The organism is Niallia taxi, from assembly GCF_032818155.1.
GTDB classification, from domain to species: Bacteria; Bacillota; Bacilli; order Bacillales; family Cytobacillaceae; genus Niallia; species Niallia taxi_A.
On the sequence record NZ_CP102589.1, the window covers coordinates 1,658,166 to 1,683,235 of the forward strand.

At 39.4% G+C, this 25,070-nt stretch carries 25 protein-coding genes; 24 read left to right on the plus strand and 1 reads right to left on the minus strand.

All coding sequences use genetic code 11. The annotated features are described in order from the left end of the window. Window positions 1-13: 13 nt before the first annotated feature. The 11 genes from NQZ71_RS08090 (at window position 14) to deoC (ending at window position 12,688) form a co-directional block, all read left to right on the plus strand. On the plus strand, window positions 14-376 hold the full coding sequence (locus NQZ71_RS08090) for a DUF3679 domain-containing protein (RefSeq protein ID WP_127737396.1): 363 nt from the start codon (window positions 14-16) through the stop codon (window positions 374-376). 131 nt (window positions 377-507) lie between these two features. Continuing rightward, window positions 508-2,346, plus strand: a complete 1,839-nt coding sequence (lepA, locus tag NQZ71_RS08095) for a translation elongation factor 4 (protein ID WP_144452596.1) — start codon at window positions 508-510, stop codon at window positions 2,344-2,346. Window positions 2,347-2,434: 88 nt separating this feature from the next. Further along, the gene (gene hemW / locus NQZ71_RS08100) at window positions 2,435-3,571 is read left to right on the plus strand and encodes a radical SAM family heme chaperone HemW (protein ID WP_260053798.1); all 1,137 of its coding nucleotides are present in this window, start codon (window positions 2,435-2,437) and stop codon (window positions 3,569-3,571) included. 144 nt (window positions 3,572-3,715) lie between these two features. After that, on the plus strand, window positions 3,716-4,744 hold the full coding sequence (gene hrcA / locus NQZ71_RS08105) for a heat-inducible transcriptional repressor HrcA (protein WP_144452598.1): 1,029 nt from the start codon (window positions 3,716-3,718) through the stop codon (window positions 4,742-4,744). 179 nt (window positions 4,745-4,923) lie between these two features. Continuing rightward, window positions 4,924-5,532, plus strand: a complete 609-nt coding sequence (gene grpE / locus NQZ71_RS08110; protein ID WP_317011644.1) for a nucleotide exchange factor GrpE — start codon at window positions 4,924-4,926, stop codon at window positions 5,530-5,532. Window positions 5,533-5,567: 35 nt separating this feature from the next. Beyond that, on the plus strand, window positions 5,568-7,397 hold the full coding sequence (gene dnaK / locus NQZ71_RS08115; RefSeq protein WP_144452600.1) for a molecular chaperone DnaK: 1,830 nt from the start codon (window positions 5,568-5,570) through the stop codon (window positions 7,395-7,397). 197 nt (window positions 7,398-7,594) lie between these two features. Beyond that, window positions 7,595-8,722 (plus strand): molecular chaperone DnaJ, encoded by a 1,128-nt coding sequence (gene dnaJ, locus NQZ71_RS08120; RefSeq protein ID WP_275006407.1) that lies wholly within the window; start codon window positions 7,595-7,597, stop codon window positions 8,720-8,722. Between the two features lie 23 nt (window positions 8,723-8,745). Then, the gene (prmA, locus tag NQZ71_RS08125) at window positions 8,746-9,687 is read left to right on the plus strand and encodes a 50S ribosomal protein L11 methyltransferase (RefSeq protein ID WP_144452602.1); all 942 of its coding nucleotides are present in this window, start codon (window positions 8,746-8,748) and stop codon (window positions 9,685-9,687) included. A 110-nt stretch (window positions 9,688-9,797) separates the two neighbouring features. Continuing rightward, window positions 9,798-10,544 (plus strand): 16S rRNA (uracil(1498)-N(3))-methyltransferase, encoded by a 747-nt coding sequence (locus tag NQZ71_RS08130; protein ID WP_317011646.1) that lies wholly within the window; start codon window positions 9,798-9,800, stop codon window positions 10,542-10,544. Window positions 10,545-10,554: 10 nt separating this feature from the next. Continuing rightward, a complete protein-coding gene (mtaB, locus tag NQZ71_RS08135) occupies window positions 10,555-11,907 on the plus strand; it encodes a tRNA (N(6)-L-threonylcarbamoyladenosine(37)-C(2))-methylthiotransferase MtaB (RefSeq protein WP_317011647.1) in 1,353 nt (450 codons plus the stop codon). Between the two features lie 109 nt (window positions 11,908-12,016). Further along, window positions 12,017-12,688 (plus strand): deoxyribose-phosphate aldolase, encoded by a 672-nt coding sequence (gene deoC, locus NQZ71_RS08140; protein ID WP_127737406.1) that lies wholly within the window; start codon window positions 12,017-12,019, stop codon window positions 12,686-12,688. 41 nt (window positions 12,689-12,729) lie between these two features. Here deoC and NQZ71_RS08145 read toward each other — a convergent pair whose 3' ends face one another. Further along, entirely contained in the window at window positions 12,730-13,647 is a 918-nt protein-coding gene (locus NQZ71_RS08145) for a Na/Pi symporter (RefSeq protein WP_127737407.1), read from the minus strand. 284 nt (window positions 13,648-13,931) lie between these two features. On the opposite strand from NQZ71_RS08145, the gene rpsU reads away from it, so the two are divergent. The 13 genes from rpsU to era all read left to right on the plus strand — a co-directional run bounded on the left by rpsU (window position 13,932) and on the right by era (window position 24,945). Then, entirely contained in the window at window positions 13,932-14,105 is a 174-nt protein-coding gene (gene rpsU / locus NQZ71_RS08150) for a 30S ribosomal protein S21 (RefSeq protein ID WP_003152957.1), read from the plus strand. A gap of 15 nt (window positions 14,106-14,120) precedes the next feature. Further along, window positions 14,121-14,564, plus strand: a complete 444-nt coding sequence (locus NQZ71_RS08155) for a GatB/YqeY domain-containing protein (RefSeq protein WP_127737408.1) — start codon at window positions 14,121-14,123, stop codon at window positions 14,562-14,564. 153 nt (window positions 14,565-14,717) lie between these two features. Continuing rightward, a complete protein-coding gene (locus tag NQZ71_RS08160; RefSeq protein ID WP_317011649.1) occupies window positions 14,718-16,058 on the plus strand; it encodes an NfeD family protein in 1,341 nt (446 codons plus the stop codon). Next, the gene (gene floA, locus NQZ71_RS08165) at window positions 16,058-17,062 is read left to right on the plus strand and encodes a flotillin-like protein FloA (RefSeq protein ID WP_144452606.1); all 1,005 of its coding nucleotides are present in this window, start codon (window positions 16,058-16,060) and stop codon (window positions 17,060-17,062) included. Before NQZ71_RS08160 ends, floA begins: the two co-directional genes overlap by 1 nt. Before the next feature lie 24 nt (window positions 17,063-17,086). Continuing rightward, entirely contained in the window at window positions 17,087-17,533 is a 447-nt protein-coding gene (locus NQZ71_RS08170; RefSeq protein WP_144452607.1) for a hypothetical protein, read from the plus strand. Between the two features lie 97 nt (window positions 17,534-17,630). Beyond that, window positions 17,631-17,915 (plus strand): sporulation protein YqfC, encoded by a 285-nt coding sequence (yqfC, locus tag NQZ71_RS08175; RefSeq protein ID WP_127737412.1) that lies wholly within the window; start codon window positions 17,631-17,633, stop codon window positions 17,913-17,915. A gap of 14 nt (window positions 17,916-17,929) precedes the next feature. Further along, window positions 17,930-19,123 (plus strand): sporulation protein YqfD, encoded by a 1,194-nt coding sequence (yqfD, locus tag NQZ71_RS08180; RefSeq protein ID WP_275005964.1) that lies wholly within the window; start codon window positions 17,930-17,932, stop codon window positions 19,121-19,123. Next, a complete protein-coding gene (locus NQZ71_RS08185; RefSeq protein WP_127737414.1) occupies window positions 19,120-20,085 on the plus strand; it encodes a PhoH family protein in 966 nt (321 codons plus the stop codon). Before yqfD ends, NQZ71_RS08185 begins: the two co-directional genes overlap by 4 nt. A 284-nt stretch (window positions 20,086-20,369) precedes the next feature. Further along, window positions 20,370-22,520, plus strand: a complete 2,151-nt coding sequence (locus NQZ71_RS08190; RefSeq protein WP_275005961.1) for an HD family phosphohydrolase — start codon at window positions 20,370-20,372, stop codon at window positions 22,518-22,520. A 13-nt stretch (window positions 22,521-22,533) separates the two neighbouring features. Next, window positions 22,534-23,004: an rRNA maturation RNase YbeY gene (ybeY, locus tag NQZ71_RS08195; protein WP_144452609.1), complete on the plus strand. Its 471-nt coding sequence runs from the start codon at window positions 22,534-22,536 to the stop codon at window positions 23,002-23,004. Further along, window positions 22,982-23,377: a diacylglycerol kinase family protein gene (locus NQZ71_RS08200; RefSeq protein ID WP_144452610.1), complete on the plus strand. Its 396-nt coding sequence runs from the start codon at window positions 22,982-22,984 to the stop codon at window positions 23,375-23,377. The genes ybeY and NQZ71_RS08200 overlap by 23 nt, the downstream gene beginning before the upstream one ends. A 187-nt stretch (window positions 23,378-23,564) precedes the next feature. Continuing rightward, the gene (locus NQZ71_RS08205; RefSeq protein WP_144453363.1) at window positions 23,565-24,038 is read left to right on the plus strand and encodes a cytidine deaminase; all 474 of its coding nucleotides are present in this window, start codon (window positions 23,565-23,567) and stop codon (window positions 24,036-24,038) included. Continuing rightward, entirely contained in the window at window positions 24,025-24,945 is a 921-nt protein-coding gene (gene era / locus NQZ71_RS08210; protein ID WP_127737417.1) for a GTPase Era, read from the plus strand. The genes NQZ71_RS08205 and era overlap by 14 nt, the downstream gene beginning before the upstream one ends. Window positions 24,946-25,070: the final 125 nt, after the last annotated feature.

Here is a 25,070-nt window from a genome sequence, read left to right on the forward strand (position 1 = left end):
AGGTGCTTAACAGATGAAGATGTTTACCTTGAAGGCACTAGGTATTGCCTTCTTGATGTTTGCTTGTGTGTTATTCGGAATGCAGCAGGCAAATGGAGGTATTTTAAAGATGAAGGGCTATGAAGATGAAAACTTCAGCAGTGCTTTAGCAATTAATAATGAGCAAGGCGGGTTGGAAGCCTCCATATTAGGCAGTGATGTTACAAGCCATGATTTGCAAAAAAAGAAAGAGCAAATGGAGGAAATGAAAACCTTTAATCTTCTTTCTGGTATAGGGAAGGGTGTCGCTGATGGCGTCTCCTCTCTTGCCCAAAAGGGTGTCGATTTGGTCAGCGGTGTCATAAATAAGGATAAAGATACAGGTAACCAGCCATGATTTAGGTTTACCTCTCTTTGGATAAAAGGAAAGCGGTGCTTATTCTTTCCGATAATTTCATTGAATCTTATCCATCACACTGCTATAATCAGAAATAGTGTATATGTGCGATTATTGTAGGAGTGAACTAGATGAACAGAGAAGAAATGCTTAATAGACAATCAAAAATCCGTAATTTTTCCATCATCGCTCATATTGATCATGGAAAATCTACATTAGCAGATAGAATATTAGAAAAGACAAATGCGTTGACAGCGCGGGAAATGAAAGACCAGCTTTTAGACTCAATGGATCTTGAAAGAGAACGTGGGATTACAATCAAGCTGAATTCCGTTCAGCTTAAATATAAAGCAAAAGACGGCGAAATTTATACACTGCACTTGATTGATACACCGGGACATGTCGACTTTACATACGAAGTTTCCCGAAGTCTAGCCGCTTGTGAAGGGGCAGTGCTTGTTGTGGATGCGGCTCAGGGTATTGAAGCGCAAACACTTGCGAATGTGTATTTGGCAATTGATAATGACTTGGAAATAGTTCCGGTTATTAATAAAATTGACTTACCGAGTGCTGATCCTGAGCGTGTTCGTAACGAAATTGAAGAGGTTATTGGTTTGGATGCTTCTGAGGCAGTTCTTGCTTCTGCAAAGGCTGGCATTGGAATTGAAGATATTTTAGAACAAGTGGTAGAAAAGGTTCCTGCTCCACAAGGAGATCCGGAAGCGCCGTTGAAAGCACTTATTTTTGACAGCCTTTATGATGCATACAGAGGTGTTGTCACATATATTCGTGTTGTCGAAGGTACAGTTAAAGCAGGCGATAAAATCAAAATGATGGCAACAGGCAAAGAATTTGAAGTAATTGAGGTCGGTGTATTTACGCCAAAGGCTACCAGTAAAAATCAACTGTCTGTTGGTGATGTTGGTTACCTTACAGCTGCAATCAAAAATGTCGGCGATACAAGAGTCGGGGACACGATAACTAGCGCGAAAAACGGCGCAGTTGAAGCACTGCCAGGGTATCGTAAGTTAAACCCAATGGTATATTGCGGCTTATATCCAATTGATAGCTCGAAATTCAATGACCTTCGTGAAGCATTGGAAAAGCTTGAGCTTAATGACTCTGCACTTCAGTTTGAGCCGGAAACTTCTCAAGCATTAGGCTTTGGTTTCCGTTGTGGTTTCTTAGGACTGCTTCACATGGAAATCATCCAGGAAAGAATTGAACGAGAGTTTAAAATTGACTTAATTACAACAGCTCCGAGTGTTATTTATGATGTAATTATGACAGATGGAACAGAATTAAAGGTGGACAATCCATCAGCAATGCCTGACCCGCAAAAAATTGATCGTATTGAAGAGCCTTATGTGAAGGCGACAATGATGGCTCCGAATGAATATGTTGGGGCAATCATGGAGCTTTGCCAGTTGAAACGCGGCGTGTTTATTGATATGCAATATATGGATGAAACTCGTGTTAAAATTGTTTATGAAATTCCGCTGTCTGAAATTGTTTATGACTTCTTCGATCAGCTGAAATCTAATACAAGAGGGTACGCATCGTTTGACTATGAGCTTATTGGTTACAAAACGTCTACACTCGTGAAAATGGATATCCTTCTAAACGCAGAAAAGGTCGATGCGTTAAGCTTTATCGTCCATAAGGATTTTGCTTATGAAAGAGGAAAACTCATCGTTGAAAAGCTGAAGGAACTAATTCCGCGTCAACAGTTTGAAGTGCCTATTCAAGCTGCTGTCGGTCAGAAAATCGTCGCACGTTCAACAATCAAGGCGATGCGTAAAAACGTATTGGCGAAGTGTTATGGCGGTGACATATCCCGTAAGCGTAAATTGCTAGAGAAGCAAAAAGAAGGTAAAAAACGAATGAAGCAAGTCGGATCTGTAGAAGTGCCGCAAGAGGCATTTATGGCCGTATTGCGCATGGATGATAACAATACGAAAAATTCATGATTTTAACAAAACGGGGTTAGGCTGCTGAAATAAAAGCAGCGCTAACCTCTTTTCTTATTTATTTGCAAAAAGAAAGGACCGTGACATATTGATTAAAGCAGCATATATCCATATCCCATTTTGTGAACATATATGTCATTACTGTGATTTTAATAAAGTATTTCTTAAGGGTCAGCCTGTGGACGAATATTTGGACGCCTTAGAAAAGGAAATCAAGCTGACAGCAGCTAAAAACCAACATACACTTTCTACCGTTTTTGTCGGAGGAGGAACGCCGACAAGCTTAAATGCCAAGCAGTTGGAGCGATTATGTGCAATTATTAGTGAAAATCTTGTTTTAGATAAAAATGCCGAATATACATTTGAAGCAAACCCTGGAGATTTGGCTCCAGATAAACTGAAGGCTCTATATGATGGTGGAGTCAATCGTTTAAGCTTTGGTGTGCAATCCTTTAATGATGAATTGCTGCAACGAATCGGAAGAACGCACCGGGCAAAGGATGTTTTCTCTTCTGTTGAAGCTGCGAACAGAATCGGATTTGACAACATTAGCATCGACTTAATGTACAGTCTGCCAGGACAAACAGTGGAAGATTTTGCGGCAACATTAAAGCAGGCCTTCACATTAGATATTCAGCATTTTTCTGGATACTCGCTGATTATCGAGCCAAAAACGGTATTTTATAATCTTCTTCGTAAGGGCAAGCTTTTAACACCAGGTGAAGATGCTGAAGCAACGATGTACCGCCTCCTTATGGAGGAAATGGAGAAACATGGCTACAAACAGTATGAAATAAGCAATTTTGCCAAGGATGGTTATGAAAGCATTCATAATATTACCTATTGGAACAACGCAGAATACTATGGCTTCGGCGCAGGAGCCCATGGTTATGTTAACGGATATCGCCGTTCTAATTTTGGCCCATTAAAGAAATACATGGAGCCTCTTGCTGAAGGGAATCTGCCGTTACTTGACAATCATAAGGTTACTCGAACAGAACAAATGGAGGAAGAGCTGTTTTTAGGTTTAAGAAAAAACAGTGGTGTTAGCTTAAATTCCTTTAAAGATAAATATAATCAAGACATCGAGATACTATTTGCAGATGAACTGAAGGGGCTGTTGGAAAGAGGGTTGATTTCCATGGATGATGGAAATTTAAAGCTTACTTACGACGGACGTTTCCTAGGAAACGAAGTGTTCCAGTCATTCATTGGGATTCTTTAATACCTTCCTTGCAGACAAACAGAATAAGATAAAGAATTTCTTTATGAAATAAGAACCAAATTATTGACATAGTCCCCTTGTATTTGATAATTTATAAATAGAATTAGCACTCGGTGCTAATGAGTGCTAACAGAGGTGATGAATGTGTTAACAGATCGTCAATTATTGATACTGCAAGTGATTATTGATGATTTTATAGCATCTGCTCAGCCGGTTGGTTCTAGAAGCTTGTCGAAAAAGCCGGAAATATCCTTCAGCTCTGCCACTATCAGAAATGAAATGGCTGATTTGGAAGAATCTGGTTATTTAGAAAAGACTCATTCTTCATCTGGACGAATTCCGAGTGAAAAGGGCTATCGTTTTTATGTAGATCACTTATTATTTCCGCAAAAGCTTCGGAAAGAAGATGTGTTGACACTGAATTCCGTGTTTGCTGAAAAGATTTACGAATTGGAAAATATGGTCCAAAGGTCAGCGAAAATACTCTCAGAGTTAACAAACTATACGACAATTGTGTTGGGTCCTGCTGTTAAGGAAAACAAGCTGAAAAAAATTCAAATCGTCCCATTAAATGCTCAAACAGCGATAGCCATTATCGTGACAGATACAGGACATGTCGAAAATAAAATGTTCCATTTGCCGGAATCTACAGATGCAAATGACATTGAAAAGCTTGTGAATATCCTTAATGAAAGGCTTGCAGGAGTCTCAATCGAGAAGCTGCACAACAAAATATATAAGGAAGTTGCTTCCTTATTAAAACTTCATATTAATCATTATGATTTATTTTTGAATTCTATCTATGATGCTGTTAAAATCGATACACATGAGAAGCTTTTCTTTGGCGGCAAAACAAATATGCTAAGCCAGCCTGAATTCCATGATGTCAATAAGATTAGAGATTTGCTGACCATGATTGAAAAAGAAGAAGGCATCCATGATTTGATTCGTAATAATTCAACAGATATCAGCATTAAAATCGGTACGGAAAACAATGTTTCGGCGATGGAAAACTGCAGCGTCATTTCTGCTTCCTATTCATTAGGAAAAAAACAGCTTGGCTCCATTGCAATATTGGGACCTACGAGGATGGAATACTCCAGGGTTGTCAGTCTGCTAAACTTGATGACACATGATTTGACAAAAGTGCTGACAAGGCTGTATCAAAATTAACATCAAAGGATATAGTTAATAAATAGTTGTCCCTTAAAACAAAGATAGTTTTGAATGTTGGCAGGGACAAGATTTTTTAAAAAAATGATAGTTTCTGGAAGCATTATATAGGCTGATTATGTATAATAGTTCACTGTGAAGACTATTAATGACAAATAATTCATTTAAGGGAGGTGAATATGTTGGCAGAAGATAAAACAACGATGAATGAAGAGCTACAAGAGGAAGTCGCAGCTGAAGAAAAGACAGAAGCGGTCTTTGAAGAAGTGAAGCAAGAGGAAACGACTGCTGAAGCTGAAGAAGGAGCGGACTCACTTGATAAGGATCTTCAGGCAGCAAATGCTAAAATTGCTGAACTTGAGGCAAAAATTGAAAGTGAATCAAATCGCTATTTGCGTCTTCAAGCAGATTTTGACAATTCCCGCCGCAGGGCAAAGCTTGATTTAGAAGCGGCGCAAACATATAGAGCACAAATCATCGTTATGGATTTGCTACCAGCAATCGATAACTTTGAAAGAGCTATGAAGGTCGAAGCGACAGAAGAACAAGCAAAAAGCTTATACACTGGTATGGAAATGGTATACAGAGGATTGTTGGATGCACTTGAAAAAGAGGGTGTTCAAGTAATCGAGTCTGTCGGAACTGAATTTGATCCACATCTACATCAAGCAGTAATGCAGGTAGAAGTGGAAGGTACAGAACCTAATATTGTAGTAGAAGAGTTCCAAAAAGGCTACAAATTAAAAGACAGAGTTATCAGACCAGCCATGGTAAAGGTTAGTCAGTAAGGTCTACATATTTAAAAATTGGAGGGGATTTTTCCATGAGTAAAATTATTGGAATTGATTTAGGTACAACAAACTCATGTGTTGCTGTATTGGAAGGTGGAGAACCAAAAGTTATTCCAAATCCAGAAGGTAACCGCACAGCTCCATCTGTAGTTGCATTTAAAAATGGAGAGCGTCAAGTTGGGGAAGTGGCAAAACGCCAATCTATTACAAACCCAAACACAATCATGTCTATCAAACGTCATATGGGTACAGACTACAAAGTTGAGGTTGAAGGCAAAAACTACTCTCCTCAAGAGGTTTCTGCTATTATCCTTCAATATTTGAAAGGTTATGCAGAAGAATATCTTGGCGAAACAGTAACAAAAGCTGTTATTACAGTTCCTGCTTATTTCAATGATGCAGAACGCCAAGCTACTAAGGATGCAGGTAAAATTGCTGGTCTAGAAGTAGAGCGTATCATCAATGAGCCAACTGCAGCAGCTCTTGCATATGGACTTGATAAAACAGAAGAAGATCAAACAATTTTAGTATATGACCTTGGAGGCGGTACTTTCGACGTTTCCATCCTTGAATTAGGTGATGGTGTATTTGAAGTTAAGTCAACTGCTGGTGACAACCGTCTAGGTGGAGACGACTTCGACCAAGTAATCATTGATTACTTAGTAGATCAATTCAAAAAAGAAAACGGTATTGACTTAAGCAAGGATAAAATGGCTCTTCAACGTCTTAAAGATGCTGCTGAAAAAGCGAAAAAAGACTTGTCTGGTGTAGCTTCTACACAAATTTCGCTTCCATTTATCACTGCAGGCGAAGCTGGTCCGCTTCACTTAGAAGTAACGCTATCTCGTGCTAAATTTGAAGAAATTTCTGCTGATTTAGTTGAACGTACAATGGGACCTACTCGCCAAGCATTAAAAGATGCTGGTTTAAGCGCTTCTGAAATTGATAAAGTAATTCTTGTTGGTGGTTCTACTCGTATACCTGCTGTCCAAGAAGCAATCAAAAAAGAAACAGGTAAAGAGCCTCATAAAGGTGTTAACCCTGACGAAGTAGTAGCAATGGGTGCAGCTATCCAAGGTGGAGTTATCACTGGTGACGTTAAAGACGTTGTTCTTCTTGACGTAACACCATTATCATTGGGAATTGAAACAATGGGCGGAGTGTTCACTAAGCTTATTGACCGTAACACAACAATCCCAACATCTAAGTCTCAGGTGTTCTCAACTGCTGCTGACAGCCAAACGGCTGTTGACATTCATGTACTTCAAGGGGAGCGCCAAATGGCTGCTGACAATAAAACTTTAGGCAGATTCCAATTGGCAGATATTCCGCCAGCACCACGTGGAATTCCACAAATCGAAGTAAGCTTTGATATCGATAAAAACGGTATTGTGAATGTACGTGCAAAAGATTTGGGTACAAACAAAGAGCAAACAATCACAATTAAATCTTCAACAGGTTTATCTGACGAAGAGATCGACAAAATGGTTAGAGAAGCAGAAGAAAACGCGGAAGCTGATAAAAAGCGCAAAGAGGAAGTTGAATTGCGCAATGAAGCAGATCAATTAGTGTTCACTACAGAAAAAACACTAAAAGATTTGGAAGGCAAAGTAGATGAAGGCGAAGTAGCAAAAGCTAATGAAGCAAAAGATGCGCTTAAAGAAGCGATCGAGAAAAACGAATTAGAAGAAATTCGTGCGAAAAAAGATGCGCTACAAGAAATCGTTCAAAATCTTTCTGCAAAGCTTTATGAAGAAGCAGCTAAACAAGCTCAAGCAGCACAAGGTGCTGAAGGGCAATCAGCTGGCAAAGATGATGATGCAGTAGATGCAGAGTTTGAAGAAGTAAAAGACGACAAATAAGCACATGCAAAACAAAAAAGTCAAAGTCAGGTAATCCTTGGCTTTGGCTTTTCTTTATAATGGCTAAAAAAACGTTCGTATTTTATAAAAAAAGAGCAGGCTTTTTCTAAGTCGTTAAGAATAAACTATTGTACATTAGAAATGCAAAATGTTACAATATCATCTATGTGAAAAGAATCGGGGAGTGGCAATTATAAATGGATAAGCGAGATTACTATGAAGTCCTTGGCGTTGCGAAAACAGCTTCCAAGGATGAAATAAAAAAGGCATATCGTAAACTGTCAAAAATGTATCATCCTGATATCAATAAAGAAGCTGATGCAGACGAAAAGTTCAAAGAAGTAAAAGAAGCATACGAAGTGCTCAGTGATGAGCAAAAACGTGCCCAATATGACCAATTTGGCCACACAGATCCTAACCAAGGCTTTGGTGGTGGAGCTGGTGATTTCGGTGGCTTTGGATTTGAAGATATATTCAGCAGTTTCTTTGGCGGCGGCGGCGGTGGACGCAGACGTGATCCAAATGCGCCAAGACAAGGAGCAGATCTGCAATATACAATGACACTTTCCTTTGAGGAAGCGGCATTTGGAAAAGAAACAGAGATTGAAATTCCTCGTGAGGAAACTTGTGAAACATGCAGCGGCTCAGGTGCAAAGCCTGGAACGAAACCTGTTACGTGTAAGCATTGTAGCGGAACAGGCCAATTAAATGTAGAGCAAAACACGCCATTTGGGAAAATTGTCAACAGAAGAACGTGTCAGCACTGTAATGGTACTGGGAAAGAAATTAAACATAAATGTGGCACTTGCGGCGGCACAGGTAAAGTGAAGAAACGCCGTAAAATTAAAGTGAAAATTCCTGCTGGTATTGATGATGGGCAACAATTGCGCGTCAGCGGCCAAGGGGAGCCTGGTGTTAATGGCGGTCCTGCTGGGGATTTATATGTCGTATTCCATGTAAGAACACATGAATTCTTCGAGCGTGACGGTGAGGATGTTTACTGTGAAATGCCTATTACCTTTGTGCAGGCTGCACTAGGTGATGAAGTGGAAGTGCCGACATTGCATGGCAAGGTTAAACTTAAGGTGCCTGCAGGAACACAGACAGGAACGAAATTCCGTCTGAAAGGAAAAGGTATCTCCAATGTACGTGGCTACGGTATCGGTGACCAGCATGTCATTGTACGCTTAATTACACCGACTAAGCTGTCAGATAAACAAAAGCAATTGCTGCAGGAATTTGCAGAGCTAACTGGAAATGCCCCTCAAGGGGAAGAGGAAGAAAGCTTTTTCTCAAAAGTAAAAAGAGCCTTTAAGGGTGAATAAAGATTGATTGGAGTTGGTAGAAAATGAAATGGTCTGAAATCACAATTCATACAACAAATGAAGCGATTGAACCTATTTCGAACATTTTGCACGAAGCAGGTGCTAGCGGGGTGGTAATTGAGGATCCCTTCGAATTGATAAAAGAAAGAGAAGACCGTTTTGGCGAAATCTACCAACTCAATCCTGACGATTACCCACAAGAGGGAGTTTTGGTTAAAGCATATCTGCCTATCAATAGCTTTTTAGGTGAAACGGTTGAGGAAATTAAAGAAGCCATCAATAATTTAATTTTATTTAATATCGATATTGGGTTAAATAAAGTGACAATTATGGAAGTGAATGAAGAAGAGTGGGCTACGGCATGGAAGAAATATTATCATCCTGTCAAGATTTCAGAGAAGTTCACCATTGTACCGACTTGGGAAGAATATACACCAGTGAACAGTGATGAATTAATTATTGAACTGGATCCTGGGATGGCGTTTGGGACAGGAACACATCCAACAACAGTATTATGTATCCAAGCTTTGGAAAGAATAGTGAAAAAAGGGGATACAGTTATTGATGTTGGTACAGGTTCTGGAGTGCTAAGCATTGCAGCCTCCATGCTCCAAGCAAAATCAGTGCATGCCCTTGATTTGGATGAGGTTGCTGTTCAATCAGCTAAGTTAAATCTGAAGCTAAACAAGGTGCATGAAACAGCTACAGTTCAGCAAAATAATTTACTTGATGGAATAACGCAAGAGTCAGATGTGATTGTTGCTAACATTCTTGCAGAGGTAATTGTCCGCTTCACAGATGATGTTTACCGTTTGTTAAAAGAGGATGGCTATTTTATTGCTTCAGGTATCATTCTTCAGAAAAAAGAAGAAGTAAAGGCTGCCATCATTGCTTCAGGACTTGAAATTGTTGAGACAGTCCAAATGGAAGATTGGATTAGCATCACAGCGAAAAAAGGAAAGTAAACCTAAAAAGAAGTTTGTTCGTAATACTGCAAACTTCTTTTATATGCTTATAAGGCTTTTTCTTCCAAAGTGGGAATTCCTTGATTTTATGTAAAGGCAGGTTTTAAGCAGTGCAACGTTATTTCGCGGAAAATATAGAGGACACATTCCTTATAAAAGAAGATGACTTTCATCATATTACAAGAGTTATGCGCATGAAGCTTGGCGATGAAATATATTGTGTCAATTCTAATCAGCAAACTGCTCGCTGTTCTATTGAAAATATTACCGAAAACGAAATCGAAGCAAAAGTGGTACAATGGGTAGACGGAGACATGGAGCTACCTGTCACTGTAACAATAGTAAGCGGCCTGCCAAAAGGGGATAAGCTGGAATGGATTATCCAAAAAGGCACAGAACTAGGTGCGCATGAGTTTATCCCTTTTATTGCATCTCGCTCGATTGTAAAATGGGACGCAAAAAAGTCCGATAAAAAGATCAGCCGCTGGAATAAAATTGCTAAGGAAGCGGCAGAGCAGTCGCATCGCGCTGTTTTACCGAATGTTTCCACACCAGTTTCAGTGAAGGAGCTTATAAAAAAAGCTGCAGAATATGACGTCAAAATCGTCGCGTACGAAGAAGAGGCTAAGCTAGGGGAAACCGCTAATCTTGCAAAGGCGCTTTCTTCCTTGAACAAGGGACAAACGCTGCTTGCAGTATTCGGACCTGAAGGCGGCCTAACTGATTCAGAGGTTGAGCTCCTGATGGAAAACGGCTTTATAGCATGTGGACTCGGACCAAGAATTTTAAGAACGGAAACAGCACCATTATACTTACTTTCGGCTGTTTCCTATCATTTTGAACTATTGAATAGATGAGGTGAACAATATGCCAACAGTTGCTTTTCACACATTAGGTTGTAAAGTAAATCATTATGAAACAGAGGCTATATGGCAATTATTTAAAGAACAAGGATACGATAGAGTAGAGTATGAAAACATGTCAGATGTTTATGTCATCAATACATGTACAGTTACAAATACAGGGGATAAAAAAAGCCGTCAGGTTATAAGAAGAGCAGTTCGAAAAAATCCTGATGCTGTTATTTGTGTTACTGGGTGTTATGCACAAACATCACCAGCTGAGATTATGGCAATACCTGGTGTCGACATTGTAGTAGGAACACAGGATCGTGTGAAAATGCTTGATTATATCACACAATTTAAAGTAGAACGTCAGCCGATTAACGCAGTTGGTAATATCATGAAAAACAGAGTGTACGAGGAATTAGACGTTCCCGCATTTACTGACAGAACGAGAGCTTCCTTGAAAATCCAAGAAGGCTGTAACAACTTCTGCACATTCTGTATTATTCCATGGGCTCGAGGTTTAATGCGGTCAAGAGATCCGAAAGAAGTAATCAGACAAGCGCAACAGCTAGTTCATGCAGGCTATAAGGAGATCGTTCTTACAGGTATCCATACAGGCGGATACGGGGAAGATATGAAAGATTATAATCTTGCCAGACTACTTCGCGATTTGGAATCTCAAGTAAAAGGACTGAAAAGACTTCGTATTTCTTCCATTGAAGCGAGCCAAATTACAGACGAAGTAATTGAAGTATTAAATGATTCGAAAATAATTGTTAACCATCTTCATATCCCGATTCAATCAGGTTCAGATACTGTATTGAAAAGGATGAGAAGAAAGTATACGATGGAATTCTTTGCTGAGAGAATTACCCGCTTAAAAGAGGCACTTCCAGGACTTGCTGTTACTTCTGACGTCATTGTCGGCTTCCCAGGTGAGACAGAGGAAGAGTTTATGGAAACATACAACTTCATAAAAGAGCATAAATTCTCTGAACTTCATGTTTTCCCATATTCAAAGAGAACAGGAACGCCAGCTGCAAGAATGGATGACCAGATTGACGAAGAGGTGAAGAACGAGCGTGTACATCGCCTTATCGCTTTGTCTGACCAGCTTGCAAAAGAATATGCCTCTAATTATGAAGGAGAGGTTGTCGAAGTGATTCCGGAAGAGAAGTATAAGGAATCTGACGGTGACGATTTGTATGTTGGCTATACAGATAACTATCTAAAAGTCGTATTCCCAGCAACAGAAAGCATGGTTGGCCAAATTGTAAAAGTGAAAATTACAAAAGCAGGATATCCTGTTAACGAAGGTCAATTTGTACGTGCTTTGGAAGAATATACAGAAACCGAAAAAGCTATTGTATAATAGAATAGCAGGCAGTTTTTAATGGAAAAGCATCAGAATTGATGCTTTTCCATATCCCTTTGTAAGACAAAGATCTATACATACTATTGTTAAAAGGAGCCATTAAAATATGAGCAGCCAAATTGCAAAAATGATTGATCACACATTATTGAAAGCAGATGCAACAAAAGAACAGGTTAAAACATTATGTGAGGAAGCAAAAGAATATAGCTTTGCTTCTGTATGTGTAAACCCAACATGGGTTCAATATGCAAGTGAACTTTTAGCAGGTACAGAAGTGAAAGTTTGCACGGTTATTGGATTCCCATTAGGTGCGACTACTTCTGCTACGAAGGCTTTTGAAACAGCTAACGCGATCGAAAATGGTGCGACAGAAGTCGATATGGTTATCAACATCGGTGCATTAAAAGACAAGAACTTTGATCTTGTGAAGGAAGATATTAAAGCAGTAGTTGATGCAGCAAAAGGCAAAGCACTTACAAAGGTAATTATTGAAACTAGTTTGCTTACAGATGAAGAGAAAGAAAAAGCATGTGTCTTGGCAGTTGAAGCAGGTACAGACTTCGTGAAAACGTCTACTGGCTTTTCAACAGGAGGCGCAACGGTAGAAGATATTGCGCTTATGAGAAAGACAGTCGGGCCAGAAATTGGCGTTAAAGCATCTGGCGGCGTTAGAAGCAGTGAAGATACAGAAAAGATGATTGAAGCAGGAGCTACTCGTATTGGTGCAAGCTCAGGCGTTGCAATTGTTAACGGACTTACAAGCAATAGTGACTATTAAACAAAATAGGATGGCTACCTAAGACAGGTAGCCATCTTTTTTTATTTATGAAGCCTCATAATCCACCTGCCAAACTGTTCTGCAAATGGAAGGACAATAATGGAGGAAAGAACATTAAATAAAAGGCTCGCATGTGCAAGCTGTACGTCTTTGGCGCTTGTCATAAATTCTACAGCATCCTTCAATTGGCCGATAAATGGGTAGAACAGCACCGCACCGCCAATATTGAGCCATATATGGGCGTAGGCACATAGCTTGGCCTCTTTGTCTGCACCAATTGAAGCCAGATAGGATGTAATGCATGTGCCGATATTAGAGCCAAGCATAATGGCAATACCAGCCTCGATGGACAGCATATCTGCAGTCAAAAAACCCATGATAATGCCAATTGTGGCGGTGCTTGATTGGATTAACGCTGTAATCAGGATGCCGAGTGATAAAGCCCAAAAAATATGATTAGACAAATGGGCGAGGAAGGTCTGCATAAGAGGGTTTTCCTGAATAATCCCGGCAAAGTATTTAAATCCTTTCATTGCTGTAAAAACAATCGATATACCAAGTAATACAAAGCCAATACTTCTTAGCTTATATTTGTTGATGAGGATGCCAAGTGCGCCAGCAGCTGCTAACGGAAGTAAATAGTCACTTATATCATAGGTGATGAACTCTGTTGTAAAGGTTGTCCCGATATTTGTTCCAAGAATAATTCCGATTGACTGGGGAAATGTCAGTACTCGTGCTGCGATTAAGCCGATTGTCAGCACCATAACAGCAGAGCTGCTTTGCAGGACTGCTGTAATGACAATGGCAGCAATCATCCCCTTCCAAGGCTTGTTCGTTAGTTTTTCTAGCAAGGCTTTAAACGAATGGGAAGACAGATTGAAAAGTCCAGTTCGAAGCATTGTCATACCGTAAATAAACAGCAGGATTAACAAAATAAAAAGTCCAATATACAGCATATATGTTCACTCCTTCAAAAAAATATATGAAAAAAGAGGATAGGACATGCTAAAAATGAAAAATGATAGAGATATACAAGATTTAAAGTTGTATTTTGTGGTAATATATAAGTGTGAGAATGGACAATGAGGGATACTTGTTTAGAAATCACAAAAAAAAATCAAAACAATTTTCGGTACAGGGCTAAATACAGTTGACCTTGCTTCCTTGATATATTATAATGTCAAGGTACATGGTATCCATGAGATGTTAGTGTGTTGTGTTTCGGAGGGAGGGAAAGAGAATGTCTAAAACCGTCGTTCGTAAAAACGAATCGCTTGAAGATGCTCTTCGTCGCTTCAAACGTTCAGTATCAAAAACTGGTACTTTGCAGGAAGCTAGAAAGCGCGAATTCTATGAAAAGCCTAGTGTTAAACGTAAGAAGAAATCAGAAGCAGCAAGAAAACGTAAGTTCTAAGAGAGGGTGTATTAATTGAGTCTTCTCGAACGCTTAAACAATGATATGAAGCAAGCGATGAAAAACAAAGATAAAGATAAACTCACTAATATCAGAATGTTAAAAGCTGCCATTCAAAATGAAAGCATTAAGATTGGCGGAGATCTTTCTGAAGAGGATGAGTTAACTGTCCTTTCTCGCGAAGTGAAACAACGCAAGGACTCCCTCCATGAGTTTGAAAAAGCAGGTCGCCAAGATCTTGTTGACAAAGTACGTGCGGAGTTAAAGCATGTTGAAATATATATGCCTGACCAGCTTTCAGAAGAGGAGTTATCAGCTATCGTTACTTCGGTAATTGCAGAAACTGGTGCTTCTTCAAAGAAAGATATGGGAAAAGTGATGGCTGCTTTAATGCCAAAGGTTAAAGGTAAAGCAGATGGTTCACTAGTAAATAAACTTGTACAACAACACCTTTCATAAATTGATTAAGTTTTAAAGGCTGCAGTCCTAGACTGCAGCCTTTTAACATTTTATTTTTAAAAAAAGATGTCAATAATATTAAAATAAATGAAACCTTTTCAAACTTGATTCGTATATGTACTATAACCAAACGAACAGGAAAGGAGGAGAACCTTGATTAGGAAAAAAATATTGTTATTGCCTTTTCTTTTCAGTATTTTATTATCCTTTTTTCCTGCAGTCAGTTATGCTAACGACCAGCAATTAGTCTATATCGTGCCAATAAAGGATACAGTGGAAATGGGCTTGAGTGAATTTATAAACAGAGCCGTAGAAACCGCCGAAGAGAAACAGGCAGATGTTATCGTTTTTGAAATGGACACACCTGGTGGATCAGTAGATGCGGCAGTTTCAATTGGGAAAATAATTTCTGGCACAAGCTTGAAAACAGTCACTTACATTAATCAGGATGCAATCTCGGCAGGTTCCTTCATTGCTTTGAACACAGATGAAATCTATATGGATGGAAGAGGCAGGTTTGGTGCAGCGGGTGTCATAGATAGTCAGGGCAATACTGCTGGCGAAAAAGCCCAGTCATATTGGCTGTCTGCGATGAGAGGGGCGGCTGAAAAAAGCGGGAAAAATCCCCTTTATGCCATGGCGATGGCAGATAAATCAATTGCCATACCAGAGCTTGGCGATGATGAGGATAAGTTTCTTACGTTGACCGCCGCTGAAAGTATTGAGGTTGAATATTCAAACGGCACGGTCAGTAGTTTAGATGATTTGCTCAAGACTATCGGTATGGAGGATGCATCAGTAGAAAGAATGGATGAAAGCTTCGCTGATAAGATGGCTCGATTTGTGACAAATCCAATTATCATTCCTATTCTTTTAACAATAGGAGCTCTTGGATTAATCTTCGAACTGTTTTCGCCAGGCTTTGGGATTGCGGGCTTTGTTGGAATTTCCTCTCTGCTTTTGTTCTTTTATGGTCATCTTGTTTCAGGGCTGGCAGGGTATGAATCCATTATCCTATTTGTAGCAGGAATAGTCCTTGTTTTCCTTGAATTTTTTATAGTCGGCGGGATAGCCGGGATTTTGGGCATAGCTGCAATTATCGGCAGCGTCTTTCTCGCTGGTGGCAATGTTTATCATATTGCCCTAAGTGTTCTTATTGCGGTAGCCGTATCGATTATCGCCACTATTCTTTTAGTAAAGGTGTTTGGTAGAAAAATGAAATTCTTCAAAAAAATTGTGCTGAGAGACTCTACTAGTACGGAAGAAGGATATGTTTCCAATAAAACAAGAAATGACCTTGTTGGAAAGACCGGGGTTACGATGACGGCATTACGCCCTTCGGGAACGGTCCTAATTGGAGACGAACGGATTGATGTGGTCAGTGAAGGTAATTTTGTTGGCAAGGATGTTAAAGTCAGTATTGTAAAAGCAGAAGGTTCAAGAATTGTTGTAAGAGAATTGACAGACATTGATCTGCATAAGGAGGATAAATAATGGAAGTATTGAGCGCAACGGCAATCTTTTGGATTGCAGTCATAATTATAGGGGTTATTCTACTTGGAATCCTCCTGACATTCGTACCTGTTATGCTGTGGATTTCTGCATTAGCAGCAGGCGTAAGAATCAGCATTTTCACATTGGTTGGTATGAGATTGAGAAGGGTTATCCCAAGTCGTGTTGTCAACCCACTGATCAAGGCACATAAAGCTGGTATAAATGCAACAATTAATCAGCTGGAAAGTCACTACCTTGCTGGGGGTAATGTCGACAGAGTTGTTAATGCATTAATTGCAGCACACAGGGCGAATATTGAATTGTCCTTTGAACGCTGTGCTGCCATTGACTTGGCTGGCCGTGATGTTCTTGAAGCGGTACAAATGAGCGTTAACCCGAAAGTAATTGAAACACCGTTTATTGCTGGTGTGGCAATGGATGGTATTGAAGTAAAAGCAAAAGCAAGAATAACAGTTCGTGCTAATATTGAACGCCTTGTTGGGGGAGCCGGAGAAGAGACGGTTGTAGCCCGTGTTGGTGAAGGGATTGTCTCAACTATTGGTTCGTCAACCAACCATAAAAAAGTTCTCGAAAATCCAGATATGATCTCCCAGACTGTTCTGTCAAAGGGATTGGATGCAGGTACTGCATTTGAAATCTTGTCCATCGATATTGCGGACGTTGATATAGGTAAAAACATTGGTGCAGAACTACAGACAGAACAGGCAGAGGCAGACAAGAAGATTGCTCAGGCAAAAGCAGAGGAACGCCGAGCAATGGCTGTGGCTCAAGAACAAGAGATGAAAGCAAAAGTCCAAGAAATGCGTGCGAAAGTTGTTGAAGCAGAGGCTGAAGTACCTATGGCGATGTCTGATGCACTTCGTTCTGGAAATATTGGTGTAATGGATTATATGAATTTGCAGAACATTACAGCTGATACGGAAATGAGAGGATCCATCGGCAAGCTTAATAGCGACAATAAAGATGAGGATAGTAAAAAGTAAGGCAAGTGAAGGGAGCAGTCTCTCTTGGAATATATTTCAATCATTGTTATAGTAGTAGGCTTCCTGTTTTCCTTGTTCCAAAAAAAAGCGCAGGAGGAAAACAACAAAAAAGGTCAGAAGAAGCCACCGCCTGTTAAACCGGATTTCACCAAGCAGGTATTAAGAAAAATGGAGCAGGCCTTTGAAGCGCCTGTGAAAAAAGAAACAGTGTCCACAAGGGTTAATGAGCTTAATGAACTAGAGGCACTGAAAAAAGAACGGGATGCCCTCAAGCAGAAGCTAAAGCGGATGGAGGCAGCTTCTGTAAGGCGTGTAAAGGCCGAACAGAAGGCGGAGCCTAAATTAGGCGATAAAGGTCTGCTTGAAGGTCACTCCTTGGCTGAGGCGGTTATATTTGCAGAGATAATCGGTGCCCCGAGAGCAAAGCGTCCCCATCCAGCTACACGTAAAAAGCAAGGTATTAAACAGTAAGGGGAAATTCAGCATCATAGGTGAATTTTTCCTGAAAAATAGGTGCTAGAACCCCCTTTTGTCTCATACATATGAGATGAAAGGGGGTTCTTTTTTTATGGCTAAAAAATGGGGAAATACGTTACGGAGCTGGATGATCAAAAACTTAGAGCTTCCTCAAGATGTCATGATGGACTTACCCAGGATCACAATGATTGGCCAAATCCATATATATATTGAGAACCACCGTGGGCTGCTGACTTTCTCAGACAAGGAACTAAGGCTGCTCTTGAAACAGGGCCAGCTTTTAATAAAAGGTAAGGGATTTGTCATCAAGACGATACTGCCAGAAGAAATATTGCTGGAGGGGAAAATTGATCAGGTGATGTACATAAACGAATAATATGGGAGGAAGCTATGAAAAATCATTGGATAGAATTTTTTACTGGGATTGTTACAGTTAAAGCGACGGGAAAAGGCTTAGAGCGTTTCTTGAATAATCTACTAAGAAAAAAGGTAGCTGTGTGGAGTGTTAAAAAGCATGGACCACATTCTATTACCTTCCAAATGGGGCTTAAAAGCATAAGTAAGTTTAGAGAGGTCGTAAGAGGAAGCGGAATAAAAATAGAGTTTCAGCGTGGTGCTGGAGCTCCCTTTCTTTATAAAAGAATCTTGAAAAACAGCGGCTTTGCATTAGGCGTATTTTTGTTTTTTGGACTAATTCTAACCCTTTCCAACATGGTATGGGGGATTGAAATAAAGGGCGCTAATCCGGCAACAGAGTATCAGATACGCAAGCAGCTAGATAAGATGGATATAAAAATTGGCGAGTTTCAATTTTTTTCAAAAGAATTGGACGAGATACAAGCAGGACTTACCAATAATATTGACGCGATTACGTGGATTGGTGTGGAATTAAAAGGGACAACTTATCATTTTCAAGTAGTGGAGAAAAATGAGCCGGAAAAAATGGAAGAGGAAAAGCCGCAAAATTTAATTGCAGCTAAAAAAGCGACAATCGTGGACTATTTCATCGAGGAAGGCGATCAAGTCTTTACTATCCATGATGTGGTAAAAAAAGGTCAGCTATTAGTAACAGGCATATATGGGAAAGATAAAAACACAAAAACTGTTTCAGCCAGAGGAGAAATCTGGGGAGAAACATGGTATAACTCCAAAGTTACAATTCCTTTAGATAGCACGTTTCAAGTGTTTAATGGCAATGAAAAGCAAAAGCATTATTTGAAGCTTTTCGGCTACGAAATTCCTGTTTGGGGATTTGGAAAGGTAGAGTATAAAGAATACGAAAAAGAGGAAAACGAAAAAAATGTAAAGTTTCTTAAATGGGAATTACCACTAAAGGTTACAAACAAGACATACAGGGAAAAAGAAGAAGTGACCAGAAGCTATACAGAGGAGGAAGCCATTAAAGCTGGTAAGGAAAAAGCGCGGAAGGATATTCAACAAAAAATCGGGGAAGATGGCAAAATTAAAAAAGAAAAAATTTTGCGACAATCGGTAAAGAATGGTAAAGTAATACTAAATATAGATTTTACAACAATTGAAAATATTGCAGAAGTACAACCTATAACTCAAGGAGACTTGGAATGACAGAAGATTTGAAGACAATGAATGTAAAATTAAATGGCCCAGAAGAGGCAGTAGCTTTGCTTGGAAACGGAGACCGCAATCTTGAAATTTTAGAAAAAGAGCTTGATTGCCAAATCGTAACAAGAGGCGAAACTTTGCATGTTTCCTCCACAAATCCAGACAGTATTGAACTGGTAGGGGAAATTGTTGAAAAAATTTTGCAGGTGATAAGGAAAGGGATTTCTGTAAGCCAGCGTGATGTCAGCTATGCGATTGAAATGGCCAGAAAAGGAACCTTAGAGTATTTTGGGGCACTTTATGATGAAGAGATTGCCAAGACAATCAAAGGAAAGTCCATTAGGGTCAAGACAATCGGCCAAAGCGAATATATCCGATCCATTAAAAAAAATGATTTGATTTTTGGAATTGGACCAGCAGGTACTGGTAAAACGTATTTAGCTGTTGTAATGGCAGTTAGTGCATTGAAAAGTGGAAAGGTAAACAGGATTATCTTGACAAGGCCGGCTGTTGAAGCTGGAGAAAGCCTCGGCTTTTTGCCTGGTGATCTAAAGGAAAAGGTAGACCCTTATCTGCGCCCGCTATATGATGCCCTTCACGATGTTCTTGGGATGGAGCATACGCAGCGTTTGATTGAAAGAAATACGATTGAAATCGCACCACTTGCTTATATGCGCGGACGTACCTTGGATGATGCTTTTGTTATCCTAGACGAAGCGCAAAACACAACACAAGCACAAATGAAAATGTTTTTAACAAGGCTTGGATACGGCTCTAAAATGGTGATTACAGGTGACAGAACACAAATAGACCTTCCAAAGGGTGTAAAGTCTGGGCTGGTTGCAGCAGAGCATATCCTTAAAAATGTTTCCGGTATTTCCTTCAGCTACTTATCGGAAACGGATGTTGTAAGGCACCCGCTAGTAGGAAAAATTATAAAAGCATATGACGTGATTGAAAGCTGATAAAAAGGGGCAAACCATCTTAAGTTGATAAGCATGGTTTGTCTTTTTCTTTTTTTGTGTGAAGTTTGTTTCCGCTAAATTGAGGTCAGAATGGTAATAAAGCTCAATTTTTGTAGAAAAAAGCCCTTATTTGCCTGGTGAACTTGAATAGTAGAGCTCATATCGAGAAAAAAGGTGAAAACATCACAAAAAACTGATATTATTTTACATAAATATCAAACTTTTGAGTTTTGGAAAATTCATACATAAAAGATAGTGCTCTTGTTTATAGATAGGAGGTTACAATGGGATTTCTTCAAAATATCATCCAAAACAAGAACCGATATTTAAATAAAACAGCGGTTCGAATTTTGCTGTTTCTGTTTATTGGGGCGATATTGTTTTTCTCTATGTACAGCAATGTTAAACCAGAAAAGCTTAATGTCGATGTATTTACCGTTGCAAATGAAACAATCCGGTCACCTTTAACAGTTGAAGATACAGAAAGCACGGAAAAGAAAAAAGAAGAAAACAAAAATCAAGTGCAAGATGTGTACGTAGTTAATAAAGAAATAGCTCAAAATCGTGTTGATTTAATCACTTCTATTTTCGATTCTGTGACAGAGGTTAACAATGAAGCGGAGAAACCGGCAGATGATGGAGCAGACAGTAAACCATCTGCTGCAACTGAAATTACGCCTGATAAAAAGCTTTCTCTTCTTAAAGAAAGACTAACAGCCAATGTCACAAATGAAATTATGGATAGCACATTAAAGGAATTGCTTGCATCCTCAGAAGCGGAGCTTGAAATTGCTGAAGATATAACGGTAACCGCTATTAATTCTGTAATGAGCAGCAAAATCCCGGCAGATGAAGTAGAAAATGCGAAGAAACGGGTCGAGGATGAATTAAGAAACAGCAGTGGCATTAACAGTGATATTAAAAGCTCTATCATCGACTTAGGGCGATTTGCTATCATCCAAAATGAATTTTATGATCCGACCGGCACAGAGGAGCTCAGGCAGCAAGCTGTCGACAGTGTGGAGCCTGTAAAAATCCTTCAAGGTCAAATTATTGTGGAGGAAGGTCAGCTTATCAGCAGGGAAGTGTACCGCCAGCTTGGATTAGTTGGGCTGCTGGACACAGATCATACGAGTAAGCCGTTTATCGGTCTTGGGTTAATTGTCTTGTCTATTGTTTGCTTATTTTATTTTTATATTACAGCATTCGAACGTGGAAACAAGCGAGAAAAAGGCACTGCCATGATGTTTTCCATTATTTTTATTATTTCTATTCTAATTATGAAAGCCCTCAGCCTGTTTCAGCAGGAGGATATAATTGAAGTTGGATACTTTTTTCCTGCAGCAATGGCTGCGATGCTAATAAAAATTCTTATTGAAGAAAAGCTGGCGATTTTTGTCACTATCGCCCTTTCTGTTAGTGGAATGATTATGTTCAATGAAGGCACTGCAGGAGCATTTCATGTAGGGATGGGAATATATATATTAGCAGGGGGAATTGCTGGCGTTCTTTTCTTGAAAAAGCATAACCAGCGCTCAAGTATTTTGCAAGCCGGCCTGCTTGTTTCGTTAATAAATATAATTACTATTTTGGGTATGCTTTATATGCAAAATGGTCAATTGGAAGCAACGGAATATGGATTTTATCTTTTAAGTGCGATTCTGTCGGGAATTGTGTCAGCTGTTTTGACAATTGGAATATTGCCTTTCTTTGAAACCGGCTTTAATATATTGTCAACGATGAAGCTAATCGAGCTATCTAACCCAAATCATCCATTATTGCGAAAAATATTGACTGAAGCTCCGGGCACTTATCATCATAGTGTTATGGTTGCAAACCTTGCCGAAGCGGCATGTGAAGCTATTGGTGCAAATGGTTTACTTGCTAGGGTCGGATGTTATTATCATGATATTGGAAAAACGAAAAGGCCGCAGTTCTTTATTGAAAACCAGTTGAATATGGGCAATCCTCATGATCGTCTCCCCCCGCAGGCAAGTAAGAATATCATTATTGCACATGCAACAGATGGGGCACAGCTGCTAAAAAGCAGTAAAATGCCAAAAGAGCTTATTGACATTGCTGAGCAGCACCATGGCACAACCTTGCTGAAGTTTTTCTATTATAAGGCAAAGGAAAAAAATCCAGATGTAGCGGAAAATGATTTCCGGTACCCAGGTCCGAAAGCACAATCTCGTGAGGCTGCTATTATTGGAATCGCGGATAGTGTGGAAGCAGCAGTTAGGAGTCTTAGTTCTCCAACACCAGACCAGATTGAAGGACTTATAAAAAACATTATTGCCGATCGCCTTCAGGACGGACAGCTTGATGATTGCGACCTTACATTAAAGGAATTGGATCAAGTAAGAAATACACTTTGTGAAACACTAAAAGGGATATTTCATTCAAGAATTGAGTACCCTGATATGAAGAAGTAAAGGATGAATGAAAATGAATTTAGAAATAGATTTTATTGATGAAACAGAAAAAGTGGCGGAGGCTGATCAGGCTAAAGTAGAGGAATTACTAATATTAGCCGCCCAGAATCAAAAATTGTCTGGCGATATTGAGCTTTCGGTTACGTTTGTTGATAATGCCCGCATACAGGAAATCAATAAAGAGTACCGCAATAAAGATCAAGCAACAGATGTTATTTCCTTTGCAATGGAAGAGCTTGGAGAAGGAGAAACAGAGCTTATTGGGGCAGATATGCCTCGTGTGCTTGGAGATATCATTATTTCCATTGATAGAGCAAAAGAGCAGGCAGAGGAATATGGTCACAGTTATATGCGCGAGCTTGGCTTTTTAGCAGTCCATGGTTTTCTGCACTTGCTAGGTTACGACCATCTAACAAAAGAGGAAGAGGAAGTTATGTTTACTCTACAAAAGGAAATTCTTGATGAATTCGGATTACAAAGATAAGCGAATTCAAAAGAATAGTCAGCTGTCGTCCTTTCGCCTTGCCTTTTTAGGTATCTGTTCTGCTGTTATGAAAGAAAGGAACTTGCGAATCCATTTTTGTTTGATGGCCATTGTTGTAATATTAGGCTTTGTTTGCCACATTTCCTTACATGAATGGATGTTTATTTTTATCGCTATCGGCCTTGTTATCAGTATGGAATTAATGAATACGGCACTTGAGCGGGTTGTGGATCTCGTAACAGAGGAGTATCATCCATTGGCAAAACAAGCAAAGGACATCGCAGCAGGGGCTGTGTTGTTCGCTGCTATCATTGCCCTATTAATCGGTATTATTATTATTTTGCCAAAATTTTTGGATCTATATATTTATTAGAGCAGGCGGATAAATATCCGCCTGCTGTTTTTGTTTTTACAAATAGAAGCGAGTATAGCTAATTAACTTTCATCAGGAAAGAAGTTAGTATATAATTTTTATAGATGCAGTTGTGGCTATTCATAGTGCATCGGCAGAAAAAAGTGAAACTGCTGATTTGAAAACGTTCTATTCTTTTTATAAAATAATGAACAACACGCCTTGCCTAAAAGGACAGCATACACGAAGTGTAATAAATCGAAACGGAGACGAATTTATGAAAACAGAAGCGCTGATACAGGAAGCAAAAGCAGCAAGAGAAAAGGCTTATGTTCCGTATTCTAAATTTCAGGTAGGAGCAGCCTTGCTTTCTGAAACAGGAAAGGTTTATCATGGATGCAATATAGAAAATGCTGCGTACAGTGTGACAAATTGTGCAGAGAGAACAGCATTATTTAAAGCAGTTTCAGAGGGAGATACAAAATTTGTTGGTCTAGCAGTAGTTGCAGACACAAATGGACCTGTTTCACCATGTGGAGCATGCAGGCAAGTTATTTCCGAGCTATGTCCAAGTGACATGGAAGTTATATTAACAAACCTGAACGGTGACGTTCAAAAAACAACTGTGGCAGAATTACTGCCAGGAGCATTTTCATCGGAGGCATTAAATGAACATAAATAATACTAGTAATAATGAGCATAAATCAGGATTCATTTCGATCATCGGTAGACCAAACGTTGGAAAATCGACATTTTTAAACCGTGTTATCGGACAAAAGATTGCAATCATGAGCGATAAACCGCAAACAACTAGAAATAAAGTGCAAGGTGTACTAACAACAGATGATTCACAGCTGATTTTTATTGATACACCAGGTATTCATAAGCCTAAGCACAGACTTGGCGATTTCATGATGAAAGTGGCGCAAAACACTTTGAAGGAAGTCGATCTCATTTTATTTATGGTAAATGCGGAAGAAGGATTCGGTAAAGGGGAAGAGTTTATTCTTGAGAAGTTTGAGAATATTAAAACGCCTATTTTCTTAGTCGTAAATAAAATTGATACGATTCATCCCGATAAGCTGTTTTCCGTGATTGATTCTTATAAGGAGAAGTATCCTTTCAAAGAAATAATTCCAATCTCTGCTTTAGAAGGCAACAATGTGGAAACATTGCTGACGCAAATTAAAAAATATATGCCAGAAGGTCCACAATTTTACCCGGCAGATCAAGTAACAGACCACCCAGAAAGATTCATCGTTTCAGAACTAATCAGGGAAAAGGCTCTGCATTTGACAAGGGAGGAAATTCCGCATTCTTTAGCCGTTGTTATTGAAAAAATGGAAAAGAAACAAAATGATGTTGTCCACGTAATGGCAACGATTGTTGTCGAAAGAGATTCCCAAAAGGGCATTATCATTGGTAAACAGGGCGGAATGCTTAAAGAAGTCGGCAAAAGAGCAAGAACAGATATCGAGAACCTTCTTGGCAATAAAGTATTTTTAGAGCTTTGGGTTAAGGTCCAAAAAGACTGGAGAAATAAGATGACTCAGCTGAGAGACTTTGGTTTTAGGGAAGACGAGTATTGATACTCATTTAACCTGGTTCTAAAATTATGCGGGAATAAAATTAGCAATATTTTCGTCTCATGTTTTTACCAAAGACAGGCTATGATAAGGTCAAGGTATTAATTAAGCTAGTATTAAAATCAAAA

What these genes read in the sequence shown, in the direction of transcription:
- NQZ71_RS08205 (WP_144453363.1), top strand. Translation starts at nt 23,565, where the DNA reads ATGAACAACACGCCTTGCCTAAAAGGACAGCATACACGAAGTGTAATA.
- grpE (WP_317011644.1), top strand. Translation starts at nt 4,924, where the DNA reads ATGTTGGCAGAAGATAAAACAACGATGAATGAAGAGCTACAAGAGGAA.
- era (WP_127737417.1), top strand. Translation starts at nt 24,025, where the DNA reads ATGAACATAAATAATACTAGTAATAATGAGCATAAATCAGGATTCATT.
- mtaB (WP_317011647.1), top strand. Translation starts at nt 10,555, where the DNA reads ATGCCAACAGTTGCTTTTCACACATTAGGTTGTAAAGTAAATCATTAT.
- NQZ71_RS08090 (WP_127737396.1), top strand. Translation starts at nt 14, where the DNA reads ATGAAGATGTTTACCTTGAAGGCACTAGGTATTGCCTTCTTGATGTTT.
- NQZ71_RS08190 (WP_275005961.1), top strand. Translation starts at nt 20,370, where the DNA reads ATGGGATTTCTTCAAAATATCATCCAAAACAAGAACCGATATTTAAAT.
- dnaK (WP_144452600.1), top strand. Translation starts at nt 5,568, where the DNA reads ATGAGTAAAATTATTGGAATTGATTTAGGTACAACAAACTCATGTGTT.
- deoC (WP_127737406.1), top strand. Translation starts at nt 12,017, where the DNA reads ATGAGCAGCCAAATTGCAAAAATGATTGATCACACATTATTGAAAGCA.
- yqfD (WP_275005964.1), top strand. Translation starts at nt 17,930, where the DNA reads ATGAAAAATCATTGGATAGAATTTTTTACTGGGATTGTTACAGTTAAA.
- NQZ71_RS08200 (WP_144452610.1), top strand. Translation starts at nt 22,982, where the DNA reads ATGAATTCGGATTACAAAGATAAGCGAATTCAAAAGAATAGTCAGCTG.
- NQZ71_RS08185 (WP_127737414.1), top strand. Translation starts at nt 19,120, where the DNA reads ATGACAGAAGATTTGAAGACAATGAATGTAAAATTAAATGGCCCAGAA.
- rpsU (WP_003152957.1), top strand. Translation starts at nt 13,932, where the DNA reads ATGTCTAAAACCGTCGTTCGTAAAAACGAATCGCTTGAAGATGCTCTT.
- floA (WP_144452606.1), top strand. Translation starts at nt 16,058, where the DNA reads ATGGAAGTATTGAGCGCAACGGCAATCTTTTGGATTGCAGTCATAATT.
- NQZ71_RS08145 (WP_127737407.1), bottom strand. Translation starts at nt 13,647, where the DNA reads ATGCTGTATATTGGACTTTTTATTTTGTTAATCCTGCTGTTTATTTAC.
- yqfC (WP_127737412.1), top strand. Translation starts at nt 17,631, where the DNA reads ATGGCTAAAAAATGGGGAAATACGTTACGGAGCTGGATGATCAAAAAC.
- prmA (WP_144452602.1), top strand. Translation starts at nt 8,746, where the DNA reads ATGAAATGGTCTGAAATCACAATTCATACAACAAATGAAGCGATTGAA.
- dnaJ (WP_275006407.1), top strand. Translation starts at nt 7,595, where the DNA reads ATGGATAAGCGAGATTACTATGAAGTCCTTGGCGTTGCGAAAACAGCT.
- ybeY (WP_144452609.1), top strand. Translation starts at nt 22,534, where the DNA reads ATGAATTTAGAAATAGATTTTATTGATGAAACAGAAAAAGTGGCGGAG.
- lepA (WP_144452596.1), top strand. Translation starts at nt 508, where the DNA reads ATGAACAGAGAAGAAATGCTTAATAGACAATCAAAAATCCGTAATTTT.